We start from the raw sequence: 12,059 nt of genomic DNA, 5'->3' as shown, positions 1-12,059 counted from the left end.
GTAAGTTCGCGTTGACGGTAAAGATCGAAGTTGTAGAAAGTCGTAACAGATTTGTACGTCAGCTCTGCAACAGGCCTTTGAGGGTCAGCAGGGCCTCATGGAACTGGGCATCGACCTGGGGCGCGAGGTCTCGCAGGGCCGATTCGGCGTTGCCCAGCGCTGCGTCCTCCAGTACTCGCAACACCTGGGCCAGGGCGCTGAACCCCAGGGAGTCACTGCTGCCCGCCAGGCGGTGGGCCAGGTGCGCGACCTCGGTGCAATCCTCGGCTTCGATGGCTTCCGCCAGGGCCCCACGGTGCTGGATGATCGAGGTGCGCAGCACCGCCAGCAAGCCCTGGACCTTCTGTTCGCCGAGCAACGTGCGATGGGTCTGCAGCAACGGCCAGTCCATGGCACCGTCCTGCGCCGCAGGTTCAGCCAGCGGCGTCTGCCCTGCCAGGGCTGCACGCAACTCGGCCAGTTTCAGGGGCTTGGCGAGGATGCCGTCCATCCCGGCATCCAGATAGCCGCGCACGAGCGCCGGTTGCACGCTGGCGGTCAGGGCGAAAATCCGTGTGGCGCGGTTCGGCCCGGTACCGCTGCGGATCTGCCGGCACAGCTCGTCGCCGCTGATCCCTGGCAAATGCACGTCCAGCAGAATCAGGTCGAACCTCTGGCCGGCGCACTCGGCCAGGCCCTGCTGGCCCTCCTCGGCAAGCCACACCTGATGCCCGTCCCGTTGCAGCAGGCCGCTGGCCACCTCTCGGTTGAGCGCCACATCTTCGACCACCAGGATCTTCAGGGCCGAACCGCTGGCCTGCTCGGCGGGGCCGGCGAGCCGCTCGCCCGCCGGCGCCAGCGTCAGCTCGAACCAGAAGCAACTGCCACGACCGGGCTGACTGTCGACGCCGATACTGCCGCCCATTTTCTGCACCAGGTGTTTGCAGATGGCCAGGCCCAGCCCGGTCCCGCCAAAACGTTGCGCCACCTCCTCACTGGCCTGGGTAAACCGTTCGAAGATCTTTTCCTGCATGGCCGGAGCAATACCGATGCCGTTGTCGGTGATGCTGACCCGCACTCGTTGCCCGTCGTACCCAGGCAGCGGCGCCAGCAGTAGCACCTGCACACTGACCTCGCCGCCCTCGGTGAACTTGATGGCGTTGGCCAGCAGGTTGCTCAGCACCTGGCGCAGGAACTGTTCGGCGCCCAACTGGCGTGACGCGAGTTGCGGGTCGACCAGGCACTGCAGGCGCGTGCAATTGCCCAGCGCTCGTGGCTCCAGCAGGGTCAGCACCTCATCCAGCAGTTGGCGCAGGGAAAAATTGACCGGCTCGGGGTGGGTTTCGCCCTCCTCCAGGCGCGCGAAGTACAGCACCTCGTTGAGAATGGTCAGTAACCCTTCTCCGGCCTTGTGCAGGGCATCCAGGCGTTTGCCATCGAGCTCGTCCAGGCGCGGGCTGCGCAGCAGTTGAGCCATGCCAAGGATGCCATTGAGCGGTGTGCGCAATTCGTGGCTCATGGTCGCCAGGAACCGCGACTTGGCCAGGTTAGCGGCCTCGGCTTCGTCCTTGGCGCGCATCAGGCTGGCGGTGCGCCGCTCGACCATGCGCAGCAGGTCGTCGCGATTGTGCTGCAGGGCCAGGCGGTCGGATTCGCGGCGGTCGATGTCGCTGAGGATCGCCCGGCGCATATCGTCCAGGGCATGGGCCACGGTGTCGATTTCATCCGGCACGCCACTGCGGCTCTTGTCCAGGCGCAAGGGTTCCTGCCACTCACCGGCGGCAATGCGCCGGGCGAACCCGGCCATCACTTGCAGGTGGCGGGTCACCAGGCGGTAGAACAAGCCAGACAACGCCACCGCCAGACCGCAGAGAAACACACTCATCCACAGCAGGCTGGTCAAGCCGGTGGCGTACAGCCGCTGGTGCACGGCCCCCAGGTCAGTGCTGACCTCCAGTTGCCCCAGGTGGCGTTTTTCCCCGGAGGGCGGCTGGTAATCCAGTTCGAAGCGCTCGATGCGCAACGGCCCGACCGGCTGCGGGTTGCCCTGCAACAGCTCGAAGTCCGGGCTGCTCAGGCGCACCCGCGCCACGTCGGAGAAATCCACCAGGCCCCGCAGCTGGACGTTCAACTGCTCCTGGTTGAGGTCCCACAGGCTGCGTTCCAGACTGGCCAGATAACCGGCCCGAATCAGCTCCATGCGCGCGTCGATCTCACGCATCTCGCGGCGGTACTCGAAGTACAGCTGCACGGTGCTGGCAAGCACGGTAAAGCACAGGCTGAACAACAGGATGAATAGCAGCAGGCGCCGCAACAATCCTGCGGGCCGGGCGCCGATCATTGCGCGTCCGCCGGCAGGCTGACCATGTCGCGGTAGGTGACTTCGCTTTCGTTGAGCCAGCGCTCGATGTCCCCGGCCTCGACCATACGCTGCAACTGGGCGTCGATCTGCGGCATCTGGCTGGCCAGCGCCGAGCGCCGCGACACCGCGATCCGCAGGTAGTCGACGCTCAAGGCCTTGGGCAAGGCGACGATGTCCTCGGCGCCTTTGAGGTGTTCGACGTACAACTCGCCTGTGCGCCGCTCCTGGGTGATGAAGTCGATGCGCCCGCGAATCAGCTTGCCGAAGTTCTGCCCGCTGTCGGAGACCCATTCGATATTGTTGCTGCGGGCCACCAAGCGGTCGAAATCCACCCCATAGCTTTCCCCGAACAGCAGGCCGCCACGGTACCGGGCCAGGTCTTCGAGGCGTTCGAAGCGCACCGGGTGTTGGCGGTTGATGAACACCGCGACGTCCTCGCGCAGCACCGGCACCTGGGAAAACGCCAGGCTTTGCTCGCGTTGCGCGGTGCTGTAGGCCAGCACCACGTCGACCCGGCCTTCGGCGGCGTCCAGCAGGCAGCGTTTCCAGTTGCCCAGCACCACGGTCTCGACCTCGTAGCCCAGCGCGCCGAACAGGTGCTTGACCACGCTGGGGGCCAGGCCGCGCACCTGCTTGCCATCACTCCAGGAGATCGGCGGGTACACCGGATAATCGCAATAGCGGATCTTGTCGGCGCCCATGGCCGTGCCGGCGCCCAGCATCAGTAACAGCCCGAGGGCGCGCAACATTGCCTCAGGCCGCCACGCTGGCGGTAAACAGGTAGCCGGCGCCGTGAATGGTGATGATCAACTGCGGCTCGGCCGGATCATCATGCAACTTGCGCCGCAAGCGCCCCACCAGCACGTCGATCGAGCGGTCGTTGGGCACCCACTCGCGGTTGCGGATCTGGTCCATCAACTGGTCGCGGCTCAGAGTATGGCCACTGTTGCGCAGGAACACGCTGAGCAACTGGTACTCGCCGTGGGTCAGCAGGGTCTCGTTGCCAGCGTCGTCGATCAGACGCCGGCGATCGGTGTCCAGGGCCCAGGCAGCGAACTGTTTGACCGGCTTGGCGGCGGCGAGTGGCTGGGGCGCCTGGGCGTGGCGTACTCGACGGATCAGGTTCTTCGCCCGGGACACCAGTTCCCGTGGGTTCAGCGGCTTGATCACATAGTCATCGGCGCCGCACTCCAGGCCGACGATACGGTCGATTTCGTCGTTGCGCCCGGTGATCAGGATGATGCCCACCTCCGAGCGCACCCGCAGTTCGCGGGTCAGGGTCAGGCCGTCCTTGCCCGGCAGGCGGATGTCGAGCATCACCAGGTCGACCGCCTGGCCGGCGAGGAAGGTGTCCGCAGCCTCCGCCGTTTCAGCGCAGTGAACCTCGTACCCTTCCTGGGACAGGTAGGCGTGCAGCAGTTCGCGAATCAGCGGATCGTCATCGACGATCAGTACCCGAGGAGTCATCGCTTAAAGTCCTGCGTGTGCCCGAAGGCGTGTTTCTTATTAGAGGGGTTTTGCGTTTCGGCGGCTGATCCTAGCCCCTGCTGAACAATCGATCAACAGCTGCCGGTCGGCAGGCAGAACCGCTGGCGCCCGCCGGCCTGGAGCCCATCGACCCAGGCTTCACAGATCTGCATACCTTGCTCCGGGCTGAAGGTTCCGGGGTTGAGCCCAGACTCCAGCCACAGACCATCGAGCAAGGCGCTCAGGCCAATGGCCGCGAGGTCGGCGTCGAAGTGTTCCCAGCCCTCCTCCTCGGCCAGTTCGGCCAGCACTTTGCGCAAGATGCCGCGGTACTCGCCATAGGAGTGTTCGTGGGCCAGGTTGATCGCTTCGGCGGTTTTCACCGCGCCCCAGAACGCCAGCCAGGCATCGATCAGTTGCGGGTCCAGCAGCTCGGCGGAAAACGAGCCGCGAAAAAACGCCGACAAACGCTCCCGCGCACTCGGCGCGGCCTGCTCCATGGCCTCACGCAGCAGGCTCATGACCCGCCCAGTGATCGCCATGTAGGCTTCCGCCACCAGTTCGTCCTTGCCCGAGTAGTGATGGCTGATCAGCCCCACCGAGACCCCGGCTTCAGCGCAGATCTTGCGAATCGACGCGCCCTGGAAGCCATGGCGCTTGAGGCACACCAGGGTCGCTTCGATCAGATTGGCCTTGCGCAGCTCCGGCTCCATGCGAGAAAAACGGGCTTCCTGACTCATGGGCGACTCTCTCTCCTTGGATCGATCATTGGGGCCCTGCACCGCCCCTGCGTTGAACGACTGTACAGCAAGAGTGCGCCCAGTCTCCAGCCTCACCCGCGTTCAGTCACGATAGCCTGGGGCAATGCGCTCGAGCAGGCGCAACATCGCCGCCCAGGCCAGTTGCATGGCATCCGGATCGCTCAACTGGCCCTCTTCCAGGGGCCGGCCGGGGTCGTTGAACTGGCGTTCGGTGTGTGCGCAGACCTCGTGGGGTGGCAGCACCAATTCACCACAGGCCTGGGCCGCCAGTTGGATCTCGCACGCCTTTTCCAGGTAGTACATGCGCAAGAACGCCTGACCCACGGTTTCGCCCACGGTCAACAGGCCATGGTTGCGCAGCATTAACACCGGCTTGTCCGCCAGATCGTGCACCAACCGCTGCTGCTCGCTCAGGTCCAGCGCCACGCCTTCGTAGTCGTGGTAGGCGACCCGGCCATAGAACTCCATGGAAATCTGATTGACCGGCAACAGCCCACACTTCAAGGCCGCCACCGCACAACCGGCGCGGGTGTGGGTGTGCAGCACGCACTGGGCGTCGTCACGGGCACCATGGATCGCGCTGTGGATGACAAAACCCGCCGGGTTGACCGGGTACGGCGACGGTTCCACGGCACGCCCGTGAAGGTCGATTTTCACCAGGTTGGAAGCGCTGATTTCATCGAACATCAAGCCGTAGGGGTTGATCAGGAAGTGATGCTCAGGCCCAGGCAAGCGCACCGAGATATGGGTGAAGATCAGATCGGTCATGCGAAAGTGCGCGATCAATCGATAGCAGGCCGCCAACTCTTCACGCAGGCGCTGCTCAGTGGCACTGCGCTCGACAGGCGCATCAGATGGGCTGACAAATGGCTTCATTGACGAGGTTCTCCAGGCAGGTGGATGGGCAGGTGGCTGGGCAGACAGTAAGGCTGGACGGGGCTAGCGTCCAGCTGCGTGGCTTACTTGCTGGCCCAGGCGTTGAAACGCTCTTCCAGTTCTTCGCCGTGATCGACCCAGAAGCCGACGTCCATCGACAGCGCCCCCTTGAGGTTCTGCGGCGCGGTCGGCACCCAGCGCGCAAGCGAAGCATCCAGGCGTGCGGCGGCCTCGGTATTGGTCGGGCCATAGGGAATCTGCTGCACGTACTTGACCTGGGCATCGGGCTGATTGGCGAACGCGATAAAACGCTTGGCCTGATCAACATGGCGGGAGCCCTTGATGATCGCCCAGTAGTCCATCCCGTACAGGCTGCCCGGCCAGACCAGGCCCAGGTGACTGCCGCCTTGGGCCGCGGCGGCAATCCGGCCGCTGTAGGTGGAGGTCATGACCACGTCGCCGGCGGCCAGCCATTGCGCCGGTTGCGCGCCGGCTTCCCACCACTGGATATGGGGCTTGAGTTCGGTGAGCTTGGCGAAGGCGCGGTTGACCCCTTCAGGCGTGCCCAGGACTTGATAGACGTCCTCGACCTTGACCCCGTCGGCCAGCAAGGCGAACTCCAGGTTGTACACCGCGCGTTTGCGCAGGCCACGTTTGCCGGGGATTTTCTCCACGTTCCAGAAATCCGCCCATGAGGCCGGGGCCTGGGCCAGCTTGTCGGTGTCATAGGCAATCGCCACGCTCCACACCAATGCGGCGGAACCGCACGCCTGCGCGGCCTCGGGAATCAACTGCGCGGCGTGACCCAGTTGCGTCCAGTCCAGGCGTTCGTACATACCTTCTTCGCAGCCGCGCATCAGGTCAGGGCCTTCGATCTGCACCACGTCCCAATCAACGTTGCCGGTGTCGACCATTACCTTGATCCGGGCCATTTCGCCGTTGTATTCGCTCTGGATCAATTTGCTCTGGTCCAGCGCGCTGAAGGGCTGGAAAAACGCCACGTCCTGGGCCTTCTGTCCGGCGCCGCCGTAGCCGACCACCACCATGTCCGGTGCCGCCTGAGCGTTGCCAAGGGCCATGGCCAGGGACAGCAGCAAGGGATAACGAGCGAGCTTGAGTCTATTGGAGTTCATCTGGCAGTCCTCGTGCAGGTGCCACCCGGAGCAAGGCCGGTGTGACCCATTTTTATTGTTGTGAGGTTCGCCCCAGGAGCGGGCGCCAAACGAAAGTACTGCAAGCCTCAGTAAAAAAACAAGTTGATTTTTTACTGCCGGTAAATTTCTATAGGGCAATAATAACAACGCCGAAGCACGGCCTTTCGGCTTCAGCCTGCCTGGAGTAAGCCCACCATGCCGACCTCGTCCCCCGCCTTTGCCCATCTGTTCGAACCCTTGCAGATCCGCGGCAAACGCTTGAAAAACCGCATCATGTCCAGTGGGCACGACACCTCGATGCCGACCGACAACCTGGTCAACGCGCAACTGATCGCCTATCACCGGGCTCGTGCCGAAGGCGGTGTCGGGTTGATCGTGCTGCAGGTGGCCGGAGTCCACGACAGTGCGCGGTACACCTCCCATGTGCTGATGGCCACGGATGACGCCTGCATCGAGGGCTACCGCGAACTGGCGCAGACGTGCCACGCCCACGGCACCCTGGTGCTGTCGCAGATTTTCCACCCGGGACGGGAAATCATGGAGTCCAGCGACGGCTTGCTGGCGGTGGCCTACTCCGCCTCCGCGGTGCCCAATGAGCGCTTTCGGGTGATGCCGCGGGCGCTGGACCAGGCGATGATCGATGAGATCGTCGCCGGTTATGCGGCGGCCGCTCGCCGCCTGCATCAGGCCGGAATCGACGGGGTCGAGGTGGTCGCCAGCCATGGTTACCTGCCCGCGCAGTTCATCAATCCACGGGTCAACCGGCGCACCGACCACTACAACGGTGACCTCGAACAGCGCCTGCGCTTCCTGCGGGAAGTGATAGCGGCGGTGCGCGCCAGCACCGACGAACAGTTCATCATTGGCCTGCGCATTTCGGCGGACGAGCGTGACCCCGAAGGCTTGAGCGAAGATGAATCCCTGGCCAGCGTGCAAGCGCTGCAGGGGCAACTGGACTACGTGCACATCGTCGCCGGCACCTCGGCCTCGCTGGGTGGCGCGGTGCACATTGTGCCGCCGATGGCCATCGAAGCGGCGTACCTGGCCAGGGAAGCCGGGACCTTCAAGGCGGGCCTGAACATTCCGCTGTTCGTCACCGGGCGGATCAACCAGCCCCAGGAAGCGGAACTGATCCTGGCCCGGGGCCAGGCCGATGTCTGTGGCATGACCCGGGCGCTGATCTGCGACCCGCAAATGCCCAACAAGACCGACGCCGGCCGTGCCGAAGACGTGCGTGCCTGCATCGCCTGCAACCAGGCGTGCATCGGGCACTTCCACAAGGGTTTGCCGATTTCCTGCATCCAGCACCCGGAAACCGGCCGCGAACTGATCTACAGCCAACGCGCACCAGCGACCCAACGCAAGCGCATCATGATTGCCGGCGGTGGCCCCGCCGGGATGAAGGCCGCAGCAGTGGCGGCCCAACGCGGGCATGAGGTGACCCTGTACGAAGCCAGTTCGCAACTCGGCGGCCAAGTGCTGCTGGCCCAACTGCTGCCGCGCCGCGCCGAGTTCGGCGGAGCCAGCACCAACCTGCAGCGAGAGATGCAACTGGCCGGGGTGCGCGTGGTGCGTAACACCCGGGTCGACCGGGCACTGGTGGAGCAGGAACAACCCGACCTGGTGATCATCGCCACCGGCGCCGAGCCCTATTGGCCGACCTTCGAGCGTGGTGGTGAACTGCAGGTGGTCGACGCCTGGCAGGTGCTCAAGGACCAGGTGCCGATCGGGCGTTCGGTGGTGGTGGTGGACTGGCGCTGCGACTGGATCGGCCCGGGTATCGCCGAGCGTCTGGTGCGGGCCGGTCATCAGGTCCAGTTGGCGGTCAATGGCACCCATTGCGGGGAAAACCTGCCGCTGTACGTGCGTGACCAACTGGCCGGCGAACTGCACAAGCTTGGCATCCCGATCACCCCGTATGCCCGACTCTATGGCTGCGACGACAACACGGTGTACCTGCAACACACCGCCAGCGGCGAGCCCATGCTGCTGGAGAACATTGACACCCTGGTGTTGTGCCAGGGCCACCAACCCGTGGACACCCTCGGTGCCGAACTGCAGGGACTGGTGGAGTTTCGCCGGATCGGCGACTGCCTGGCACCGCGCACCGCCGAAGAAGCCATCTACGAAGGCCTGAAAGTCGCCTGGGAGCTTTAAGCCTGTTTATACTCCGGGACTTTAGGTTTTGGCTTGAGCGCAAATCCGTGCGTTTAACTGCAGGCTCTCTCCCACAGGGTGTGCGCTCAAGTCCCTCCCGGTCTGGAATTTGCCATGAGCAACAGCAACACGCCTGCGCCCGACATCGGCAGCGCTGCGCCGCATTTCCTCGGCACGCGGATTCGCGGCCTGCGCAAACGCCGGGGCATGACCCTGGCGCAGTTGGCGCAGTTGAGTGAATTGACCGCCGGCTACATCAGCCAACTGGAACGCAACCTCGCCTACCCGTCGATACCGGCGCTGTTCAACATCGCCCGCAGCCTGGGCGTGACCATCCAGTGGTTCTTCGCCAGCGAAGTCCCCACCGCCCCCGAAGACCAGGGCGTGGTGGTGCGCAAGAACAGCCGCCTGAGCGTGCACTACGAAGACGGCATCGTCGACCACCTGCTCACCCCCCAGCCCAACCGCCAACTGGAAATGCTCCACTCGCGCTTCCCACCCGGCACCTACAGCCAGCAAAGCTACAGCCACGACGGCGAAGAAGCCGGCTACCTGCTGTGCGGCAGCTTCGAGTTGTGGGTCGGCGAACGGCATTTCCAGCTCAGCGAAGGCGACAGCTTCAGCTTCTCGAGCCAGGAGCCGCATCGCTACGGCAACCCTGGCGAAGTGGATGCGGTAGTGATCTGGGTGATTACTCCGCCGACGTTTTAACCCGTACCGTCCAGCGGTCGCCCCGCTTGCTCGATGGCTTTCGGAAATGTTGGTTCGTAGCACAGCAGTAATGACACCCAATGAAAGAACCCATGGATCAGGATCACTGGTAACAAGAGCAGGTTGAGCAAGATAAAAAACCACAACGCCGGCTTGCCGACAAAACCCGTGTCCAGTCGCCACGCGGCTTTAAAGGAATTCCATGGCCAAGGAAACTTGCTGAGCAGACGCTGAGGTCTAGGCGCGGCCTCGGGACCGTACTCCATATAACGGCGGATATACTCCCAGAACGCCAGGAGCTCAGTAGCGTCGCGCGTGGGTTTGCCGACAAAGGTGACTTCGAGGGTGTCTTTAGGCTGGCCTTGTGCATCAAAAACCCCGTGACTCTCCTTGTCCCAACCTAGCAGCACAAACCCGTCGATGCCTTGCGCTTCGGACATATCAGGATCGAGAAAAACTTCGGCCTTGTCCCAGTCCAAAGCGACTACGCCGCCAAGGTGTTTGGGACGCAGCAGGTAGACTTTTCGGGTAATGCGATTGAAACGTACGATTAGACGGCGGGCGGTAAAGGCTTCCAGGCGTAAATGACGGAAGGCATATCTGAAGTATAAGTAAAGCCCACCCCAGCAAGTCATTGGCGTCAATAGCACACTGAAGATGTAAAACTCCCACCCCAAGTGAAGTCCGTTGACATCAGCCCCTCTTATCAAATCCTCAATGGGAAACCAGGTAGCGGCAACAGCGGCCAGCAACAACATCAACCCTCCCATGCCCACCGACAATGTAATCGCGCCTCTTTTTTCGTCATTTGGGGTTCGGACGTCTATATAGATATTGTTATAGGAGTATAGCGAGCTATTATCAGAAGCAGATTCTGACATGCAGCGACTTACGTTTACAGGCGCAGTATTGGCACTGTATTTTTTCTGTTTTTTCGTGCCAGTAACTCGTTCTGAGCAATCGTTTTTTTCGTACCCATCGAAGGCCAGCCATTCGTACAAATACATTAAAGCGTCAACTTATCGAGAAAAAAGTAATTACCGCTAGACATTTTCCAATCCCAACTTGAACTGTCGGCTGTGCGATGTAATAAAAGCACAAGCTGGGACTTTCAGTTTTTTTCTACTCAGACAATTAATTTTTGCCATCGCGCAGTTCCCCCGCTTGCTCGATGGCTTTGGGAAACCTCGGTTCGTAACACAGCAACAATGACACCCAGTGAAAGACCCCATGGATCAGGATCACTGGCAACAGCAGTAGGTTGATCAAGACAAAAAACCACAGCACCGGCTTGCCGAGAGAGCCTGTGTCCAGCCGCCATGCGACTTTGAAGGAGTTCCATGGCCAGGGGAACTTGCTGATCAACCGCAGGGGCCTGGGTGCGGCATCGGGACCGTACTCCATGTAGCGGCGGATATATTCCCAGAAAGCCAGGAGTTCTGAGGCGCCGCGGGTGGGTTTGCCGACAAAAGTGATTTCGAAGTCGTCTTTTGGCTGGCCTGCGGCGTCGAAAACCCCATGACTTTCCTTTTCCCAACCTAGTAGTACAAATCCCCCGATGCCTTGCGCTTCGGTCATATTGGGGTCGAGACAGACTTCAGCCTTGTCCCAATCCAGTGCGACGACGCCACCGAGGTGTTTGGGCCGCAGCAGGTAGACCCTTCGGGTGATGCGGTTGAAGCGAACGATCAGACGGCGGGCGGTAAATGCCTCCAAGCGCAAATAGGGAAAGACGTATCTAAAGTATAAAAAAAACGAAACACCGGCAATACCAACTGCAGTGACACTGAAAAGATAAAAATCCCACGGCAGTGATTCTTCTTGGTGCGGATCAAGACCTAAAAGCGTCCTTGATACTAAGTAAAGTGCAAGCAAGCACCCCCAGACCAAAATACTACCGCCGCCACCAACGATCAAAGTAATCAACCCTCGCTTTTCATCATTCGGGGTACGAACATCAATGTATGTTGGGTTGTGCTCATACAGCGATTCGTTGTCGAATACACTGTTCGAAACGCTGTGCTGCACAGTGATAGGCGGTATTTTTCCACCTTTTGTTTTTTGTTTTTCTGTCTCCTCCACCAATTTTTGATAATCCACCTTTTCGCGCCCGTCGAAGGCCAGCCACTCATACAAATACATCAGAACGTCGACTCGATGGCTTTCTGCAGGTTTTTCAACTCCTGTTCTTCATTGGCAGGGGTTCCAATCGATCGATCCCTGCGAAAGGTGCAATGCTGCAGATAGTTTTGCAGAGCATTGGGAAGCAGTACCTCAAACACCACAGTGGACGCAAAGATCACGACATTAATACGGATGCACCAACGAAGCATAAAAGTCATTCGCAGTGCAAGTAGCGCCGATTTATCGAGCAAAAGAGCAAGGATACGTTGCTCACCATAATTCTGGATAAGGTGCTTAACAAAAGAACCCGCAACAGCTACCCCTATCGCGGCTGAAAAATAAGCGGATCCAACTTGAGCGGTTGCCCGCAAAGCATAAAAGAAGGTCAAGCTGGGGCTTCCTCGTTTTCTGCTCTCCCAGGCATCCGTATAATCAAACACCGCCCCCACCATAGCCGCCCCACTCGCT

General features: G+C 61.3%; 11 protein-coding genes. 2 read left to right on the top strand and 9 right to left on the bottom strand.

The features are described 5' to 3' along the window. Positions 1–58: 58 nt before the first annotated feature. The 6 genes from H7995_RS25450 to H7995_RS25425 all read right to left on the bottom strand — a co-directional run bounded on the left by H7995_RS25450 (position 59) and on the right by H7995_RS25425 (position 6,578). A complete protein-coding gene (locus H7995_RS25450) occupies positions 59–2,320 on the bottom strand; it encodes an ATP-binding protein (RefSeq protein WP_185819086.1) in 2,262 nt (753 codons plus the stop codon). Further along, positions 2,317–3,090: a substrate-binding periplasmic protein gene (locus H7995_RS25445; protein WP_166592622.1), complete on the bottom strand. Its 774-nt coding sequence runs from the start codon at positions 3,088–3,090 to the stop codon at positions 2,317–2,319. Before H7995_RS25445 ends, H7995_RS25450 begins: the two co-directional genes overlap by 4 nt. Positions 3,091–3,094: 4 nt before the next feature. Beyond that, positions 3,095–3,808, bottom strand: coding sequence for a response regulator (locus tag H7995_RS25440; protein ID WP_166592621.1), 714 nt, complete (start codon positions 3,806–3,808; stop codon positions 3,095–3,097). A gap of 92 nt (positions 3,809–3,900) precedes the next feature. Continuing rightward, positions 3,901–4,548: a TetR family transcriptional regulator C-terminal domain-containing protein gene (locus H7995_RS25435; protein WP_166592620.1), complete on the bottom strand. Its 648-nt coding sequence runs from the start codon at positions 4,546–4,548 to the stop codon at positions 3,901–3,903. A gap of 102 nt (positions 4,549–4,650) precedes the next feature. Continuing rightward, entirely contained in the window at positions 4,651–5,445 is a 795-nt protein-coding gene (locus tag H7995_RS25430; protein ID WP_185819085.1) for a class II aldolase/adducin family protein, read from the bottom strand. An 83-nt stretch (positions 5,446–5,528) separates the two neighbouring features. Beyond that, entirely contained in the window at positions 5,529–6,578 is a 1,050-nt protein-coding gene (locus H7995_RS25425) for an ABC transporter substrate-binding protein (protein ID WP_182340307.1), read from the bottom strand. Positions 6,579–6,794: 216 nt separating this feature from the next. On the opposite strand from H7995_RS25425, the gene H7995_RS25420 reads away from it, so the two are divergent. Next, entirely contained in the window at positions 6,795–8,756 is a 1,962-nt protein-coding gene (locus H7995_RS25420) for an oxidoreductase (RefSeq protein ID WP_166592617.1), read from the top strand. Positions 8,757–8,870: 114 nt separating this feature from the next. After that, positions 8,871–9,467, top strand: a complete 597-nt coding sequence (locus tag H7995_RS25415; RefSeq protein ID WP_166592616.1) for a cupin domain-containing protein — start codon at positions 8,871–8,873, stop codon at positions 9,465–9,467. Here the strand turns inward: H7995_RS25415 and H7995_RS25410 are convergent. The 3 genes from H7995_RS25410 to H7995_RS25400 form a co-directional block, all read right to left on the bottom strand. Then, on the bottom strand, positions 9,464–10,474 hold the full coding sequence (locus H7995_RS25410) for a DUF6708 domain-containing protein (protein ID WP_185819084.1): 1,011 nt from the start codon (positions 10,472–10,474) through the stop codon (positions 9,464–9,466). The two genes, H7995_RS25415 and H7995_RS25410, sit on opposite strands and share 4 nt — an antisense overlap. 127 nt (positions 10,475–10,601) lie before the next feature. Then, positions 10,602–11,609: a DUF6708 domain-containing protein gene (locus H7995_RS25405; protein ID WP_185819083.1), complete on the bottom strand. Its 1,008-nt coding sequence runs from the start codon at positions 11,607–11,609 to the stop codon at positions 10,602–10,604. Continuing rightward, positions 11,609–12,059: hypothetical protein (locus H7995_RS25400; protein ID WP_206684747.1), on the bottom strand; the 451-nt coding region annotated here is incomplete at its 5' end. The genes H7995_RS25400 and H7995_RS25405, both read right to left, overlap by 1 nt.

Source organism: Pseudomonas kielensis (assembly GCF_014236655.1).
GTDB lineage: Bacteria > Pseudomonadota > Gammaproteobacteria > Pseudomonadales > Pseudomonadaceae > Aquipseudomonas > Aquipseudomonas kielensis.
Note: the sequence above shows the minus strand (reverse complement) of the source record. Positions and strands in the feature narration are given on the sequence as shown.